General features: G+C 71.6%; 12 protein-coding genes. 5 read left to right on the top strand and 7 right to left on the bottom strand.

Annotated features, from left to right (window positions below; all coding sequences use genetic code 11):
* Positions 1–10 precede the first annotated feature (10 nt).
* Both ribB and aroC read right to left on the bottom strand, forming a co-directional pair.
* The gene (gene ribB, locus DK419_RS23470; protein ID WP_425352606.1) at positions 11–1,327 is read right to left on the bottom strand and encodes a 3,4-dihydroxy-2-butanone-4-phosphate synthase; all 1,317 of its coding nucleotides are present in this window, start codon (positions 1,325–1,327) and stop codon (positions 11–13) included.
* A gap of 53 nt (positions 1,328–1,380) precedes the next feature.
* A complete protein-coding gene (gene aroC, locus DK419_RS23465; protein WP_109961228.1) occupies positions 1,381–2,496 on the bottom strand; it encodes a chorismate synthase in 1,116 nt (371 codons plus the stop codon).
* A 329-nt stretch (positions 2,497–2,825) separates the two neighbouring features.
* Here aroC and DK419_RS23460 point away from each other — a divergent pair, with 329 nt between their 5' ends.
* Complete coding sequence (locus tag DK419_RS23460) at positions 2,826–6,695, top strand: glycosyltransferase (RefSeq protein WP_162561374.1); 3,870 nt, start codon at positions 2,826–2,828, stop codon at positions 6,693–6,695.
* A 121-nt stretch (positions 6,696–6,816) separates the two neighbouring features.
* Here the strand turns inward: DK419_RS23460 and DK419_RS23455 are convergent, their stop codons facing one another.
* Positions 6,817–7,260 (bottom strand): hypothetical protein, encoded by a 444-nt coding sequence (locus tag DK419_RS23455; RefSeq protein WP_109961226.1) that lies wholly within the window; start codon positions 7,258–7,260, stop codon positions 6,817–6,819.
* Between the two features lie 278 nt (positions 7,261–7,538).
* Here DK419_RS23455 and DK419_RS23450 point away from each other — a divergent pair, with 278 nt between their 5' ends.
* From DK419_RS23450 to rimM, 4 genes are all read left to right on the top strand, one after another.
* Positions 7,539–7,760, top strand: a complete 222-nt coding sequence (locus DK419_RS23450; protein ID WP_109961225.1) for an eL24 family ribosomal protein — start codon at positions 7,539–7,541, stop codon at positions 7,758–7,760.
* A 19-nt stretch (positions 7,761–7,779) separates the two neighbouring features.
* Positions 7,780–9,387: a signal recognition particle protein gene (ffh, locus tag DK419_RS23445; protein WP_109961224.1), complete on the top strand. Its 1,608-nt coding sequence runs from the start codon at positions 7,780–7,782 to the stop codon at positions 9,385–9,387.
* A 77-nt stretch (positions 9,388–9,464) separates the two neighbouring features.
* Positions 9,465–9,824 (top strand): 30S ribosomal protein S16, encoded by a 360-nt coding sequence (gene rpsP, locus DK419_RS23440; protein WP_109961223.1) that lies wholly within the window; start codon positions 9,465–9,467, stop codon positions 9,822–9,824.
* A gap of 171 nt (positions 9,825–9,995) precedes the next feature.
* Positions 9,996–10,529, top strand: coding sequence for a ribosome maturation factor RimM (gene rimM / locus DK419_RS23435; RefSeq protein WP_425352605.1), 534 nt, complete (start codon positions 9,996–9,998; stop codon positions 10,527–10,529).
* A gap of 326 nt (positions 10,530–10,855) precedes the next feature.
* Here rimM and DK419_RS23430 read toward each other — a convergent pair whose 3' ends face one another.
* The 4 genes from DK419_RS23430 to DK419_RS23415 all read right to left on the bottom strand — a co-directional run bounded on the left by DK419_RS23430 (position 10,856) and on the right by DK419_RS23415 (position 16,822).
* Entirely contained in the window at positions 10,856–11,281 is a 426-nt protein-coding gene (locus tag DK419_RS23430) for a Ros/MucR family transcriptional regulator (RefSeq protein WP_109961221.1), read from the bottom strand.
* 399 nt (positions 11,282–11,680) lie between these two features.
* A complete protein-coding gene (locus DK419_RS23425; protein ID WP_109961220.1) occupies positions 11,681–12,664 on the bottom strand; it encodes a cation diffusion facilitator family transporter in 984 nt (327 codons plus the stop codon).
* Positions 12,665–12,770: 106 nt separating this feature from the next.
* The gene (locus tag DK419_RS23420; protein WP_245442666.1) at positions 12,771–15,761 is read right to left on the bottom strand and encodes a hybrid sensor histidine kinase/response regulator; all 2,991 of its coding nucleotides are present in this window, start codon (positions 15,759–15,761) and stop codon (positions 12,771–12,773) included.
* Positions 15,762–15,775: 14 nt separating this feature from the next.
* Positions 15,776–16,822: an HD-GYP domain-containing protein gene (locus DK419_RS23415; protein WP_109961218.1), complete on the bottom strand. Its 1,047-nt coding sequence runs from the start codon at positions 16,820–16,822 to the stop codon at positions 15,776–15,778.
* Positions 16,823–17,030: the final 208 nt, after the last annotated feature.

Raw genomic sequence — 17,030 nt, 5'->3', positions numbered from 1 at the left:
CGGGCGCCCCCTACCCCTCCAGCGGCTCGTCGCCGACCATCTCGATGCCGAAGCCCGACAGGCCGACATAGGAGCGTGCCGCGCTCGAGATGTTGCGGATCGAGACCACGCCGAGGTCGCGCAGGATCTGGGCGCCGAGCCCCACCTCGCGCCACTGGCGCACGCGTGCGGCTTCCGCCCCGTCCTCGCCGGCCCCGTCGGGCAGCTGCGACAGCGGCACCCCGGCGGTGCCGTCGCGCAGGTAGACGAGAACCCCGCGGCCTTCCTGCGCGAAGCGGCGCATCACCGCCTCGATCGTGCGCCCGCCCTCGATTACGTCCGCCACCACGTTCGAGCGGTGCAGCCGCACCAGCACGTCGCGGCCCTCGCCGATGCGCCCGTGCACGAAGGCGAATTGCTGCATCGGCTCGAACGGCGTGGTGTAGGCGTAGCCGGTCATCTCGCCCCACTCGGTCTTGACCGGGAAGCTGCCGACCCGCTCGACCAGCTTCTCGCGCGCCTGGCGGTAGGAGATCAGCTCGGCGACCGAGATCTGCTTGAGGCCGTGCTTCTCGGCGAACGCCGTGATCTGCGGCCCCTTCATCACGGTGCCGTCGTCGTTGGCGAGCTCGCAGATCACGCCGACGGGCGGGAGCTTCGTAAGCCGGCACAGGTCCACCGCCGCCTCGGTATGGCCGGAGCGCATCAGCACGCCGCCGTCCTTGGCGATCAGCGGGAAGACGTGGCCCGGGCGCACGAAGTCGGTCGCGCCCATGTTGCCGTTGGCCAGCGCCCGCACGGTGTTGCAGCGCTGCTCGGCCGAGATGCCGGTGGTCAGCCCGTGCTTGACGTCGACCGTGACCGTGAAGGCGGTGCCGAGCGGCGCGTCGTTCGAGGCCACCATCGGCTCGAGGCGCAGGCGCTTGGCCTCCGCGACGGTGATCGGCGCGCAGACGATGCCGCAGGTGTTGCGGATGATGAACGCCATCTTCTCCGGCGTGCAGAGCGAGGCGGCGACGACGAGGTCGCCCTCGTTCTCGCGGTCGTCGTCGTCGGTGACGACCACGATCTCGCCGCGGGCGAAGGCGTCGAGGGCCTCGATGATCGATGCGTGGGTCACGGGCATCTCCTGTCCCGGGGGAGCGAGCCCCGGAGAATCCAGTCCCAGGAAGTCGTTGGGGGTGACGGCGCCGCCGGTCACCCGCGCCACGGCGGCCGCCGTCTCCCGCGAGAGCCAGGGTTCGGGGTTGTTGCACAACCCCGTCACCGCCGCCGGCGAGAGCCCGCAGCGCCGCGCGAAGTCGAGGCGGGTCACGCCCTGCTGTCGGAGCCAGTCGCCGAGTTTCACCCCACCGTCATAACCCACGGGTGATTTCAGTCAAACTGAAACGGCGCGATCGTTCACTCCGGCTGAAAGGTTGCCCCCTCCCCGACCTGGGCGCGGTGGCGCAGGACGTGGTCGGCGAGCACGCAGGCCATCATCGCCTCGCCCACCGGCACGGCGCGAATGCCGACGCAGGGATCGTGGCGGCCCTTGGTCATGACGTCGACCGGCCGGTTGTCGCGGGTGACGCTGGCGCGCGGGGTCAGGATCGACGAGGTCGGCTTGACGGCGAAGCGGCAGACCAGCGGCTGGCCGGTCGAGATGCCGCCGAGCACGCCGCCCGCGTGATTGGCGAGGAAGATCGGGCGCCCGTCGTTGCCGGGCCGCATCTCGTCGGCATTCTCCTCGCCGCGCAGGGCGGCAGCCGCGAAGCCGTCGCCGATCTCGACGCCCTTGACGGCGTTGATCGACATCATGGCGGCGGCGAGATCGGCGTCGAGCTTGCCGTAGACCGGCGCGCCGAGGCCGACGGGCACGCCCTCGGCCACCACCTCGATCACCGCGCCGACCGACGAGCCCGCCTTGCGGATGCCGTCGAGATACTCCGCCCATTGCGCGGCGGCGACCGGGTCCGGGCAGAAGAACGGGTTCTCGTTCACCTCGTCCCAATCGAAGCGGGCGCGGTCGATCGCGTGCGGGCCGACCTGCACCAGGGCGCCCCGGATCGTGACGCCGGGGAGCACCTTGCGGGCGACCGCGCCCGCCGCCACCCGGGCGGCGGTCTCGCGGGCCGAGGAGCGGCCGCCGCCGCGATAGTCGCGGATGCCGTACTTGGCGTCGTAGGCGTAGTCGGCGTGGCCCGGCCGGTAGCTGTCGCGGATCTCCGAATAGTCCTTCGAGCGCTGGTCGACGTTCTCGATCATCAGCGCGATCGGCGTGCCGGTGGTGAGCGGGCGCCCGCCCGTGCGATCGTCGGCGAAGACGCCCGAGAGGATGCGGACCTGGTCCGGCTCCTGGCGCTGGGTGGTGAAGCGCGACTGGCCGGGCCGGCGGCGGTCGAGCTCCGCCTGGATCTCCGCCGCATCGAGCGGGATGAGCGGCGGGCAGCCGTCGACGACGCAGCCGAGGGCCGGGCCGTGGCTCTCGCCGAAGGTGGTGACGCGGAAGAGGTGGCCGAAGCTGTTATGGGACATGGTGGCTGCGCGATAGGACGCGGCCGCTCTAGAGCATTTTGCGCCGGACGGGAAATGGTCCCGTGGGCCGGGGCGGCGCGAGCCGGTCTCGTCAAGGTCGGCGGGGGCCGGCGCGGCGGGGCTCCGCCGGCCCTCGGGTGAGACGGGCGGCTTGACATCGTTGCCGGGCCGCCCGTAGATCCTCTCGATTTTTTACGATAAAAGAAATATTGATCAGTGATTTTGGGATCAATTTGGAAGTATTTTCGTTCTCTCATTGGATATTGCTCGAATGGTGAAGCATATTGCATGGGTTTTTCGTGAAGCGATCGACCGTGGTGAGGGGCGACATGAATGTATTCAGGCTATTGCGCCGCAGGAGCCGGGCGAAGGACGCGGCGCTCGACGTCGATTTTTATCGCGATTACTACACGGACATGAGCGGTGCGAGCGACGACGAGATCGCGACGCACTGGGAGACGTTCGGTCGGACCGAGGGCCGGTTCGCCAGCGAGGCGGCCGCGCTGGCGGCCGCCCTGGCCACCGGCGGATTGCCGAAGGAATTCGACGTCCGGACGTACCTTCGTCTGAACCCGGACGTTGCGGACGCGATCAGGTGGGATTTCCAGGCCGTCCATCACTACCTGGAACACGGCCGGGCCGAACGCCGCCTGCATGCCGATCCGTCGCGCGCGACGGCGCTCGACTCCGCCGGGTTCGGCCTCCCGCGAGGCTTCAACCTCGCGAGCTACGTCGCCTGCAATCCCGACATCGCCCGCGTGATCACGTCGAATGTCGGTCGCCTGAAGCACTATTTCGAGTATGGCCGTGCGGAGAAGCGGAGCTACACTCCCCTCTTCTACGACGCCACGTTCATCTCGCAATTGTACGGCGTGACGGTCCCGCCGGAATCGAACCCGGACGAGGCGGTCGTCGCCGTCAAGCAGGCGCTGCGCCCTGCCGACGATCAGTTCATCTATTTCAACGAAGACGAAATCGCGCGCGCTCACAATATAAACATTCCCTATTTTTCTGAGTATTTCGATCACGACTTCTATCGCTACAAATACACGAGAGATGGCGGCAAGTTTCTCAACAGGGCCGAGTGCATCCGTCATTTCTGCGAGGTCGGCCAGCACGAGCAGTTCGACATCTCGCTCGACGGCGCCTTCGATGACGACTTCTTTCGCGCGGAGTACGGCACCCGCCGTCCCGCGAGCGGCTCGTCGCGGCAGGAGCGCTACGAGCGCTGGCTCAGAAGCGACGCGGACGAGCCGCGCTCGCCCAACCTGCGGGTGCTGGCGCACCTCGACCACGGTGCGCGGCTGCCGCGCCGGGTCGTGGAAGCCATCGCGGCGCGCGTGCGGCAGGCGGCGGACGGGGCGGATCCGGCGAAGCCGAGCCGGATCGTCCGGGATCTGCTGGATTGGACGCTCGACCTCGACGATCCCGCGCTCGCCGGCTTCTTCGTCGAGGTCGCCGATGCCTGCGCGCGGCAGGGCAGGAGCGTCGAGGCCGCCGAACTGTACGCCCGCGCCCTGATTCACGTTCCCGATCACCCGCGCGGCCTCAACCATCGGGCGGATCTGGTCCATCGCGGCGGCAACCTCGGCCTGGCCACCCGCCTGCGCCGGCACATCGTCGCGCTCGACCGCGGCAACGAGTGGACCTACGTCCATCTGGCCGAGGGCCTGCTCGAACTCGGCGAGTCGAAGGCCGCGGAGCGCGCCCTGGCGGCGGGCGCGGCGAAGTATCCGGGGGACGTCGCCCTGCGCCTGCAGCTCCGCGGCATTCAGGAGAAGTACTTTCACGACATCTGGGAGAGGAGCGCCGACGTCGCCCTCGAGTTGGGCTACGACGAGGCCCGCGCCCGCGTGACCGGGGCGGCGCGCTGCCTCGCTCGGGACGAGGAGCGGCCGGTCGTCGCCGCCGGGCGCGTGCGCCGCGTCGCCGTCTACGCCAGTTGCGATCTCGCGCAATGCCGCTTCTACCGGGTCGACCAGCGGGCCGAGCAGCTCGTGGCGGCGGGCTACGAGGTCACGGTCTACGACTACACGAAGGATCACGACAAATACATGGCCGACCTGATGAAGATCGACTACACGATCTTCTACAGAGTGCCGGCATTCCCGGACGTCGTCGATGCCATCGAGAAGACGGCCGAGATCGGCATCGTGACGATCTACGACATCGACGATCTGGTTTTCGACTCGGCGTATTTTCCGCCGGGCTTCGAGACCTATGTCGGCCTGATCGATGCTCGCCAACACGCCGCGATGGCGTGCGGCGTCAGCCTGTTCGCCGAGGCCGCCGGGCTGTGCGACTACGGCATGGCCTCGACGGCGAGCCTCGCCCGGCACCTCGAGCGCCGGGTCCGGACGGGGACCGTGTTCCACCAGCCGAACGCGCTGAGCGGCGCCCACATGGTCAGCCTGCGGCAGGAGCGGGCGGCCCCGCCCGGGGACGTCGTCACGGTCTTCTACGGCTCCGGCACCAAGGCCCACAAGCTCGACTTCGAGCGGCTGATCGAGCCGGCCCTGGCGCGCCTGTTCGAGGCCCACGGTGCGCGCATCCGCGTCGTGGTGATCGGCGAGATCACGATCTCGGACCTGCTGCGCCCCTGGGCGGACGCGATCATCGCCTCGCGGCCGATCGCCAACGTCGCCTCCTACTGGGACCTGCTGCGCGAGGCCGACATCAACATCTCGGTGCTGGTGCCGGACGCGTTCAACGACTGCAAGAGCGAGATCAAGTGGATGGAGGCCGCGATGTTCGGCATTCCCTCCGTCGTGAGCAGCACGCAGACCCATCGCGAGGCGATCGTCGAGGGCGAGACCGGCTTCCTGTGCGAGACGAGCGAGGCGTTCTACGCCGCCCTCGACCGCCTGGTGCGCTCGCCGGAGGAGCGGCACCGGATCGGCGCGGCGGCGAGGCGCGTCGTGCTCGAGGCCTACGGGCTGGAGCGGCAGGCCGGCCGCCTGTCCGAGGCCATCGACCGGACGAGCGCGCGCCAGCTCGCGCCGCGCCGGAAGCTCGTCATCGTCAACGTGTTCTACCCGCCGCAGGCGATCGGCGGCGCGACCCGGGTCGTGTACGACAACGTCCGCTCGCTGCGCACGATCCTCGGGCCGGACTGGCAGATCGACGTGATCTGCACCCTCGAGGGCGGACGGACGCCCTACGCCGTCGACTGGTACGTCCAGGACGGCGTGCGGGTGTTCTGCATCACGGCCGGCAAACACCCTGGTCTCGACAGCCTCGTCGAGGATCCCGAGATGGGGGGCGCCTTCGACCGCGTCCTCGACCGGATCGAGCCGGACCTGATCCATTTCCACTGCATCCAGCGGCTGACCACGACCTGCGTCACCGCCGCGACCCGCCGCCGGATCCCCTACCTGATCACGATGCACGACGGATGGTGGATCTCGCCGCACCAGTTCCTGACCAACGGGAACCGCCAGGTCGAGACCTACGACTTCAATGGCGGGGCCGGTCGCGACGCCTTCATGAGCGACGCCTACGTCCGCGCACGGACGCTCCTGCGCTGCATCAGGGGCGCCGCGCGCGTGCTGACCGTGTCCGAGCCGTTCGGCGCCCTGTGCCGCGGCGTCGGCCTCGGCGAGATCGAGGTGGTCGAGAACGGCGTGTCCCGCCTGCCGGAGGTCGTCCGGACTGCGAGCCCGACCGGTCGCGTGCGCCTCGGCTTCATCGGGGGGCTCGCCGACCACAAGGGCTACGGGCTGATCCGGAACGTGCTCTTCAACGAGCCGTTCAGGAACCTCGGCCTGCTGCTGATCGACCACGCCATGCACCCGAGCGAGCGGGTGGAGGAGGAGTGGGGCAGCGTGCCGGTCGAGATCCGGGGCAAGTTCCCGCAATCGACGGTTGGCGGCCTCTACGCGCATATCGACGTGCTCCTGGCGCCGTCGATCTGGCCGGAGAGCTACGGGCTGGTGACCCGGGAGGCGCTCGCCGCGGGCTGCTGGGTCGTCGCCTCGGACCGGGGCGCGGTCGGCGATTGCGTCGTGGAGGGCCGGAACGGCTACGTCGTCGACGTCGCCGACGAGGCGGGCCTCCTGGCGGCCCTGCGCTTCATCGACGACAACCCGGACATCCACCTGCGCTCGCCCGGCTACACCGCCCCGATCCGGACCGCCCACCGGCAGGCGGAGGAGCTGGCGGTCATCTACGGCGAGATCCTCGACGCGACGCGGGCCTGAGCGGGCTCCGCCGTCGCCCCGCCCGGGGCGGCCGCAGCGCCTTGCGCGCACGAGAACGCCCGGCATCGACCCCTTCGATGCCGGGCGTTCTCGTTTCAGGGCGTCGGGAAGACGCGTCGCCTCAGCGGCGCTGGAACAGCGGCTGGGCCAGGGCCTCGGCCCGGGCCATCCACAGGTCGCGCTCGGCGCGCAGCTCCTCGGCCTTGTCGACCTCCTGCTGCACGTGGGCGCGCAGGGCCCGCAGCTCGTCGGCGAGCAGCGCCTGCAGCTCGTCGTAGCGGGCGTTCTCCTGGCGCAGGCGCGCCTTGAGCATCATGTTCTCGGCCATCAGGGCGGCGAGGTCGTCGTCCTCCACCCGCGGCGCCGGCGGCTCCGGCACCGGGTCCGGCTCGGCCGGGACGACGATGCGCGGCTCCCAGGCGGCCTGCGCCTCCGGGCGGCGCGGCGCGGTGCGGGCCTGGTCGGCGGCGTCGATCCGCGACAGGGTCGCGAGCCAATCCTGCAGCGGGCCCGAGGGCTGCCGCGCCGCGGCGGTGGTCTGCGTCTTCAAGGCGGGGTCGGACACACCGCGTCTCCTGCGAATCTCGACCCCGAGTTAATCCCCGCCATGGTTAAGAACCGGTAAAGACCGCCCGCCGCGCCGGGGGCGGCGCCTCCCGCGCATTGACAATCCGTTCATGGACCGCTAGGCCGCGCCTCTCAGGACGAGGTCTCGTCTCGACGCCGACCGGCCCGTGAGGCCGGAGGTCAACGCCCGACAGCGCGATGCGCCCTCGGGCGCGAACTGCGTTGCGCGAAACCTCCCGATCGGCCGTCCCCCGGGGGCGGCCTACAGGAGACCGGATGATCAGGACCGACCACGCGCGCTTGCGCATCGAGGACGCGGTGAACGAGCTCTGCCCCTGGTCGGGCAAGCCGATCGCGGCCGACTCGCTGACGCTCTACAACGGCGCGGTGGTTGGCTTCTGCAATCCCGATTGCCGCGACAAGTTCGAGCGGGCCCTCACCCATTTCGAGGGCGCCCTCCAGGCCCGCCGCGCCGCCTCCGCGGGCGTGAACGAGTAGTTCCCGGAGACTGACGCGCATGTTCGAAGGCCTCTCCGACCGCCTGTCCGGCATCCTGTCCGGGCTGACCCGCCGCGGCGCCCTGACCGAGGCCGACGTCACCGCCGCCCTGCGCGAGGTGCGCCGCGCCCTGCTGGAGGCCGACGTCGCGCTCGAGGTCGTGCGCTCCTTCACCGAGAAGGTGCGCGAGCAGGCCGTCGGCGCGGTCGTGCTGAAGTCGGTGACGCCCGGCCAGATGGTCGTGAAGATCGTCAACGACCAGCTCGTGGCGATGCTGGGCGGCGAGGCCGGGGTCATCGACCTCAACGCGCCGGCCCCCGTCGGCATCCTGATGGTCGGCCTCCAGGGCTCGGGCAAGACCACGACGACCGCCAAGATCGCCCGTCGCCTGACCCAGCGCGACAAGCGCCGGGTGCTGCTCGCCTCCCTCGACACCCGCCGCCCGGCCGCGATGGAGCAGCTCGCGGTCCTCGCGAGCCAGGTCGGCGTCGAATCGCTGCCGATCGTGGCCGGCCAGTCGGCGGTGCAGATCGCCAGGCGCGCCATGGAGGCCGCCCGCCTCGGCGGCTTCGACGTGGTGATGCTCGACACCGCCGGCCGCGTCACCCTCGACGAGGCGCTGATGCAGGAGGCCGCCGACGTCAAGGCGGCCACGAACCCGCACGAGGTTCTGCTCGTCGCCGACGCGCTCACCGGCCAGGACGCCGTCAACACGGCGCGGGCCTTCGACGACCGGCTCGGCGTCACCGGCATCGTGCTCACCCGCATGGACGGCGATTCCCGCGGCGGCGCGGCGCTCTCGATGCGGGCGGTCACCGGCAAGCCGATCAAGCTCGTCGGCACCGGCGAGAAGGTCGACGCGCTCGAGGAGTTCCATCCGGCCCGCGTCGCCAACCGCATCCTCGGCATGGGCGACATCGTCTCGCTCGTCGAGAAGGCGGCCGAGACCATCGACCAGGAGCAGGCCCTTCGCGTCGCCGAGAAGATGCGCAAGGGCAAGTTCGACCTCGACGACCTGTCGATGCAGCTCGCCCAGATGGAGAAGATGGGCGGGATCGGCGGCCTGATGGGCATGCTGCCCGGCATGGGCCAGATCAAGAAGCAGGTCGAGGGCGCCAACCTCGACGAGACGATGTTCAAGCGCCAGCGCGCCATCATCTCGTCGATGACCCCCGGGGAGCGCCGCAACCCCGACCTGCTCAAGGCCTCGCGCAAGAAGCGCGTGGCGAAGGGCGCCGGCGTCGACGTCTCGGAGATCAACAAGCTCCTCAAGATGCACCGCACCATGGCCGACATGATGAAGGCCATGGGCTCGGGCAAGCGCGGCATCGGCCAGGCGCTCGGCAGCATGTTCGGGCTCGGCGGCGGCGGCATGGGCGGCGGAATGGGCGGATTGGGCAAGATGATGGGCGGCATGCCCCAGCCCACTCCCGAGATGCTCGCCGAGCTGCAGAAGTCGCTGCCGCCCGGCACCACCCTTCCGTCGATGCCTCCGGGCCTCGGCGGTGCGAAGGCGCCCGGCGGCCCCGCCAAGGCGCCTCCCGCCGCCCCCGGCCTGCCGGGCTTGGGCGGCAAGCTCCCGGGCCTGCCCGGCCTCGGCGGCCTCCCCTTCGGCAAGAAGAAGTAGGCGGATCGGGGGCCTGAAGGCCCCTCCCGCCCGCGACGTCGAACGATCCTCGAACCCCAGAGAACAGGAAGAGACCCATGTCCCTCAAGATTCGCCTCACCCGCGGCGGCGCCAAGAAGCGCCCGTACTACCGCATCGTCGTCGCCGACGCCCGCTCTCCCCGCGACGGCCGCTTCATCGAGAAGGTCGGCGCCTACGACCCGATGAAGCCGAAGGACGATCCGGCCCGCGTCATCCTCGAGACCGAGAAGGTCCAGGCCTGGCTCGCCAAGGGCGCCCAGCCGACCGACCGCGTCCTGCGCTTCCTCGACGCCGCCGGCCTCGCCAAGCGCCCGACCCGCAACAACCCGCAGAAGGCCGAGCCGGGCACCAAGTCCAAGGAGCGCGCCGCCGCCCGCGCCGAGAAGGCCGGCGCCGCCGCCGACTCGGCCGAGTAAGCCTCGGCCGTGGCGCGCCGCCCCGACGCCCGCCCCCCTGGCGGTCGGGTCCCCAAGGGACCCGGCCGCGGGGGCCCCGACCAGCGCCGGGGCGCCGGCGCGCCCGCGCCGCAGCGTTCCATCACCGCGCCCGCGCGCACCGAAACCGGGATCGCCACCGATCCCGGTTTCGTGCTGCTGGGCGAGTTCGGTCGCGCCCACGGCCTCGCCGGCGAGGTGCGGCTGAAATCCTACACCGCCGATCCCACGGCGATCGGGTCCTACGGCCCGCTCACCGGGGCCGACGGGCGCGCGGTCGAGATCGCGTCCTTGCGTCCCGCCGCGGGCGCCCCCGACATGCTGATCGCTTGCGTGGCGGGCGTGTCCGGCCGGACCGGGGCCGAGGGCCTGAACCGGCTCGCCCTCTACGTCGCGCGCGAGCGCCTCGGCGCGCCGGAGGACGAGGACGAGTTCTTCGCCGCCGACCTCGTCGGGATGGCCGTCGTCGACCGCGCCGGCAGCCTCGTCGGCACGGTGCGGGCGGTACCGAATTACGGTGGCGGCGACCTCCTGGAGATCGCCCCGGCCTCCGGCGGCAGTCCCGCCCTCCTGCCCTTCACCAAGGCCTTCGTACCGGAGATCGACGTGGCGGCGCGCCGCGTGATCGTCGATCCGCCCGAGGACCTGTTCGCGCCGGCTGCGCCGCGGGACCCGGACGAGGGTTGAGGGGGCCGCGAGCCGCGAGATCCCGTCGCGTCGCAACGCGTCCGTCACGTCCTCCCCGTCCTCTCGGGGCGCGCCGCAGGCGAGAACCCGGGATCCATGACCGCTGGTCCCCGGGTGAGGCGGAACGCGATCCGCCGGGTTCTGCGCCGTCAGCGGTCAGGGATCCCGAGTGTCGCTATCGCGGCCCCGGGACGACGATCGAGGCTGGGATCTCGCCGGCCGACTCACGAAAAGACAGAGCCTGCCCGGCAATCCGTCGGACAGGCTCTGCCTTTGATGGCGTCACGAAACGAGAGCCCGCCCCGTCGGGATGGGCGTCGGCCGTCTCACCGCCCGCGGTTCTTGCGCTGCTGGCCGAGGCCCGAGCTCTTGGCGAGCTCCGAGCGCTGGGCGGCGTAGGTCGCGGCGACCATCGGGTAGTCGTGCGGCAGGCCCCACTTCTGACGATACTGGTCCGGCGACAATCCGCGGGTCGTCAGGTGCCGCTTGAGCGACTTGTAGGGTTTTCCGTCCTCCAGGCTGATGATGTAGTCCGGGGTGACGGTCTTGCGGATCGGGACCGGCGGCGTGGGCTTCTCGGGCTCAGGCGCCGGCGGAGCGGCGACGCGCTCGAGGGAGGTGTGGACCGCCGCGATCAGGTTCGCGAGCTCCGCGACCGGAACCGAGTTCTTCGACACGTAGGCCGATACGATGTCGGCCGTGAGCATGACGAGTTCGCCCGGCTCCTGATCCTGAGTTTCCACGTCTGACATGATGGGGGCTTCCGCTTCGAGAGTGAGGTGGACGACGGAGGCTTTGAAGCGGGCCAGCCCGGCTTCGCGCCGCCTCTCGGTCTTCTTGGGGCCGTCACGTACGAACTACGCGCGGGCCATCGCCCGGTCCCTCAGACTTGGTGGCAATTCTCGTTCCGGTCCGCAAGCTGGTAGCAGCAACGTGGCGATAAAATCAGGTAGTTCTTGTGGATTTCAACGCCGTACAACCGCGCAAAGTACACTCAAGGTTGCAATCGGCAATTTTACGTGGCCGATAATTGCATAAAAACCTATCGGTGGTGGGTCGTTCGAGCGGAGTGCCGTGATGCTGGTCTGTTGCCGGGGCGGGCCGGTGCCGATCGCTGCGGGACCAGCCCGCCCGGGTTCCGCTCGATCGCCTCAGGCGGCCGGCTCCGCCTGCAGCCGGTCCGGCCGGCGTGACGCCGAGTCCTGGCGGGCCTGGATCTCGACGAAGACGCGGCGGACCTTGGGGCTCAGGGCCTTCATCCGCTTCTCGAGGCGGCCGACCAGCCCCTCGACCTCGCCGCCGGTGAGCGCGTCGTCGATGTCGAGGCTGACGTTGACCAGGATGTCGGCCGGACCGAGATGCTGGGTCAGCACCTCGTTGACGTGCTCCACCCCGCGCTCGGACCGCACGATCTCGTGCAGGCCGGCGACCAGTTCGGGCTCCGCCGCCTCGCCGACGAGCAGGCCGTGGGTCTCGATCATCAGGAAGATCGCCATGCCGATCAGGATCAGGCCGATCACGATCGAGGCGGCGCCGTCGAAGGCGGGTTGCTTCAGCGTCTCGGCCAGGATCACGCCGGCCAGCGCCACGACGAGGCCGGCGAGCGCCGCCACATCCTCCACCAGCACCGTGAACAGGGCCGGGTCCTTGCTGCGGCGCACCGCGGTGATCGGCGGCCGCTCGCCCTTCTCGCCCCAGAACGCCTTGAGGGCGACGAAGCATGAATAGCCCTCGGCGAGCACCGCGAAGCCGAGGATGGCCAGGTTGACGACGAAGCCCGGGATGGTGCGCCCGAGGATCACCGCGTCGGCGGCAGGCTCCGGATGCTGGAGCTTGTGGATGCCCTCGTAGACCGCGAAGGCGCCGCCGCCGAGGAAGATCAGCAGGGCGACCAGGAAGGCGTAGAAGTAGACCTCGCGGCCGTAGCCGAACGGGAAGCGGGCATCCGCCGGCCGCTGCGCCCGCTTCAGGCCGACGAGGAGCAGGATCTGGTTGGCGGTGTCGACCACCGAGTGGACGCCCTCGGCCAGCATCGCCGAGGAGCCGGTGAGGAAGGCGCCGAGGAACTTCGCCGCGGCGATCGCCAGGTTCGCGCCGGCCGCGGTGTAGATCGCGCCGCTGCTCTCGTGTGCCATGATGGTGTCGCGCTCCCGCCGCCCGGCGAGCGTGGCCGTGGCTGACCGGAGTAACGCCGAGAATGGCCGGATGGGTCCGGCCCGCCCGCGACGATGTCTCGCAGCCTCACGCCGCGTCGCGGAGGGGGATCGCGGGGGCCGGGAGGCCGAAATGCCCGTGCAGGGCCGCGATCGTGTCTGCGAGCAGGCCTTCGAGCGGGGCGAGCGCCGCCTCGTCGGGCACCACTCCGTCGACCCGGGCGGCGTGCTCTATCTCCCGCAGGCGCGCGGCGAGGGACGCGGCGCCGACGTTGAGGCTCATCGACTTGAGCCCGTGGGCGGCCCGGCCCGCGGCGTCGGCATCGGCGGCCGCCCGCAGCGCGGCCAGCCCGTCGGGAGCGTGGGCGGTGAACAGGCCGAGTATCCGCTCGACGAAGGCCGAGCCCGAGCCCTCCGCCATCTCGGCGAGCCCCGCCAGGGTGTCGGCGTCGAGAAGCGACGCGGCCGGCCCCGCCGGCTCCGCCTCGAACTCCGGCGCCGCCCCGGCCTCGCCGACGGCCGCCGCGAGGGTGCGGGCGAGATCGCCGAGGGTGAAGGGCTTGGCGAGCATGCCGTCCATCCCGGCCTCGCGCCACGCCTCGGCGGCGGTGCCGACGACGTGGGCGGTCGCCGCCGCGATGTAGGTGCGGGCCAGTCCTTCCGCGGCTTCCCATTGCCGGATCGCCCGGGCGGCGTCGAAGCCGTCGAGGACCGGCATGCTGCCGTCCATCAGGATCAGGTCGAACCCGCCGTCGCGCGCCGCCTCGAGCGCCTGGTAGCCGTCCTCCACGGTCGTGACGCGGGTCACGCCGAGGCGGCCCAGCGCCTCGACCGCGACCTCGCGATTGACCGGGTTGTCGTCCGCGACCAGCACCCGGGCGCCGGGGAAGCGCGGCAGGGCCGCGACCGGGCCGGCCTCGGCCCCGATGCCCGAAAGGCTCCCGCCGGCGGCGAGCGCCGCCAGGGCCGGGCGCCATTCCCCTTGCGCCAGCGGCCAGCGCAGCAGGGCGTCGGCGAGGCGCGACGACAGGACGGCGGCCCCGCTCGGCTCGCCCATCGGCGCGAGGGCGAGGACGCGGCCCGCGCCCGCGGGACGGCATCCGGCCCGGGCGAGGTCGCGGGCCTCGACGATGTGGTGCGCGCCCTCCCCCGCCTGCCCGGGCGCGAAGCCGGCGGCGATCAGGCTCTCCGCCAGGGCCAGGCCCGTCGCGGGCCCCGCGACCGCGAGCACCACCGCGGGCACGATGCCCGGCTCGCGCCGCGGAGGCTCGGCCGCGGCCAGCATGCCCACCGGGACCTCGACCGGGATCTCGGCCCAGAAGGTCGAGCCCCGGCCGACCTCGCTCTCGACGCCGATCCGCCCGCCCATCGCGGCGACGAGGCGCTCGGCGATCGACAGGCCGAGGCCGGTGCCGCCGAAGCGCCGGGTCGTCGAGCCGTCGGCCTGCGAGAAGGCGGAGAAGATCGTCGGCAGGGTCTCGGCCGGGATGCCGATGCCGGTATCGGACACGCTCAGGCGCAACGTCCCGCCCCCGTCGCGGGTCTCGATCCGCACCAGGACGTGGCCGGCCTCGGTGAATTTCAGGGCGTTGTTGACGAAGTTGCCGAGCACCTGGCCGAGCCGCACCGGATCGCCGGCGATCGCGCGCGGCACGTCCGGCCCGACGACCGCCGCGAGGTCGAGCCCCTTCGCCCGGGCCCGCTCGCCGAACAGGGTGACGACGGTGTCGGCGACCTCGGCGGGGTCGAGGGGGATGCGCTCCAGGGTGAGCTTGCCGGCCTCGACCTTGGCGAAGTCCAGGATGTCGTTGATGATCGCGAGCAGGCTTTGCCCTGAGCGGGCGATCACCTCGGCGTAGTGGCGCTGGCGCGCCGGCAGGTCGGCGGCGGCCAGGAGCTCGGCCATCACCAGCATGCCGTTCATCGGCGTGCGGATCTCGTGGCTCATCGTCGCCAGGAACGACGACTTGGCGCTGTTGGCGGCCTCCGCCGCCTCCTTGGCCTCGCTGAGGTCGTGGGTGCGCTCGCTCACCTCCTGCTCCAGCCGGCCCTGGTGCTCGACGAGGCGGTGGTCGCGCTCGCGCACCGCGTCGATGAGGCCGTTGAAGCTCGTCGCCAGCCGGCCGACCTCGTCGGCGGAGGCGGTGCCGGACGGCAGGTCGGCGCGGCGGGCGTAGTCGTGGTTCTCGCGCACGGCGTCCATCGTGCGGGCGAGCGCGGAGAGCGGCCGGGTCAGGGCGCGGCCGACGCGCCAGGCCACCGCGAAGCCCACCACCATGGCGAGGGCCGCCGCCATGAGGGCGTTGCGCACCACCTTCCAGAGGCGGTCGACGAGGTTCGCGGTGTCGGCGATCAGGGTCACCTGCCCGACCACGCGGGCATTCTCCACCACCGGCACGCTGACCTTGACGGTGTGGGCCATGAGGAGGGCGAGCGGCGTGATGCTGTCGCCCTGGTCGAGGTCGAGGTCGCCGGCGAGCCGCAGCCCGGTGCCCTGCTCTGCCAGCGCCGAGCCGTCCGGGCGCGTGAGCCCGGCATAGACGATCCCCTCCTGGCGGGCGATCGCGCGCAGCGCCGCGTGGGCGCCGGCCGCGTCGTCCGCGGCGGCCGCCCCGGCGGAGGAGGCGGCGAAGACGGCGGCGAGGCCCTTCAGCGACCGGCGGGTGTCGGCGCCGTAGAGGTTGACCTCGGACCAGGCGCCGATCGCCGTGCCGGCGGCGAGCGCGACGATGACCGCGCCGAGCACCGCCCGGCCGAGGCGGACCGCGAGGCTCGCGCTCGCCCGCGCCGGAGCGGCGGGAGCGGCAACTGCCGGCTTCGTCGGGCGCCGACGTCGCAGGCGCAGGCGGCCGACCGGACGCGGCTTCGCGCCGGGGTCCGCGTCGGAGATTCCGCCGACGGGGTCGCGCATCCCGGGATCGCGGGCCTCGCCGCGTCTGGCAGCGGGCGTCGAGGGGGCCGAAGTCTCCCCGTCCGGCACGCCGATCAGCCGGGCCCGCAGGCCGCGGTTCTGCCCCGCTTCCTCCGGCGCCTCCAGCGGGTCTCGTTGCTCCCGCGCACGCCTCGTCCCGGTGGTCACGGCGCCCGTCTCCCTCAGGCGGCCCGGCTCGCGGCCTGGCCGACCAGGTCCACGACGACGTCCCAGCGGGAGAGGAAGGCCTCGACCACCGCCGGATCGAAATGCGCGCCCGCCTCGCGCAGCAGGAAGGCGTGCGTGGCCTCGAGGGTCCAGGCGCGCTTGTAGGGCCGGTCGCTGGTCAGGGCGTCGAACACGTCCGCCACCGCGACGATGCGGCCGGGGAGCGGGATGTCGGCGCCGGACAGGCCGCTGGGATAGCCCTTGCCGTCCCAGCGCTCGTGGTGGCTCACGGCGATCTCGGCGGCGAGCCGCACCACGTCGGAGGAACTGTTGGCGAGGATCCGGGCGCCCCGCTCGGCGTGGCGCTCCATCTCGCGGCGCTCCTCGCTGGTCAGGGGGCCGGGCTTGAGCAGGATCGCGTCGGGGATCGCGATCTTGCCGACGTCGTGCATCGTCGAGGCGAGGCTGATCCGCCGGCACTGGTCGGGCGGCAGGCCGAGGGCCTCGGCGATCAGGGCGGTGTAGTTCGCCACCCGGGCGACGTGGTCGCCGGTATCGGTGTCGCGGTGCTCGGCCGCGCGCATCAGCACGTTGACGATCTCGCGCTCGCGCGCCTCCACCTGGGCCACCGCGGCGGCGACCTCCTCGGCAAGGCGCGCGGCGTGGGCCCGCTCGCTCCGATGGGCGCGGCGGAGCGCCAGCAGGTTGGTGACGCGGGCCCGGATCTCGACCGGGTCGCAGGGCTTGTTGACGAAGTCGGTGGCGCCCGCTTCCAGGGCCGAGCGGCGTAGGGCACGCTGGTCGAAGCTCGTCACCATCACGATCGGCACGTGGGCGAAGCCCGGAAGCGCCCGCAGGGCCCGGATCACCGCGAGGCCGTCCATGCCCGGCATCTCGTAATCGGTGAGCACGATGCCGATCTCGTCGGCATGGGCTTCGGCGAAGGCGAGGGCGTCGGCGGGCCGGGTGAAGCTCTGCGGCCGGCAATCCGGGATCGGACGCAGCGCCTCGAGCATCAGCAGGTTGTTCAGCTCCGCATCGTCGAGGACGATCGCACGCATGAGGTCTCCTCCGGCGAGAGTGCGCCGCCGCCCGGTGATGATGGTGGCGAAACCTTGACAATCCCCTCCCCGCCCACCGCGATTTCGCGCGACGGGCGGGCTCCGCGCCGGGTTCCGCGGCAAGGTTCCGGTGGTTGGCGGACCGCTTGCGGCGTCTTTGGCTTTGAATCCGGACGCCGGCGGCGCTAGAGCACGTGCGAAGGCACCT

Origin of the sequence: Methylobacterium terrae, assembly GCF_003173755.1 — a bacterium.
Classification (GTDB): domain Bacteria; phylum Pseudomonadota; class Alphaproteobacteria; order Rhizobiales; family Beijerinckiaceae; genus Methylobacterium; species Methylobacterium terrae.
The sequence above is the reverse complement of the archived record's forward strand: the minus strand, read 5'-3'. Positions and strand labels throughout refer to the sequence as shown.

Excerpts from the sequence above, each read along its gene's own strand:
- aroC (WP_109961228.1), bottom strand. The coding sequence starts at position 2,496 with ATGTCCCATAACAGCTTCGGCCACCTCTTCCGCGTCACCACCTTCGGC.
- DK419_RS23460 (WP_162561374.1), top strand. The coding sequence starts at position 2,826 with ATGAATGTATTCAGGCTATTGCGCCGCAGGAGCCGGGCGAAGGACGCG.
- DK419_RS23450 (WP_109961225.1), top strand. The coding sequence starts at position 7,539 with ATGATCAGGACCGACCACGCGCGCTTGCGCATCGAGGACGCGGTGAAC.
- ffh (WP_109961224.1), top strand. The coding sequence starts at position 7,780 with ATGTTCGAAGGCCTCTCCGACCGCCTGTCCGGCATCCTGTCCGGGCTG.
- rpsP (WP_109961223.1), top strand. The coding sequence starts at position 9,465 with ATGTCCCTCAAGATTCGCCTCACCCGCGGCGGCGCCAAGAAGCGCCCG.
- DK419_RS23430 (WP_109961221.1), bottom strand. The coding sequence starts at position 11,281 with ATGTCAGACGTGGAAACTCAGGATCAGGAGCCGGGCGAACTCGTCATG.
- DK419_RS23425 (WP_109961220.1), bottom strand. The coding sequence starts at position 12,664 with ATGGCACACGAGAGCAGCGGCGCGATCTACACCGCGGCCGGCGCGAAC.
- DK419_RS23415 (WP_109961218.1), bottom strand. The coding sequence starts at position 16,822 with ATGCGTGCGATCGTCCTCGACGATGCGGAGCTGAACAACCTGCTGATG.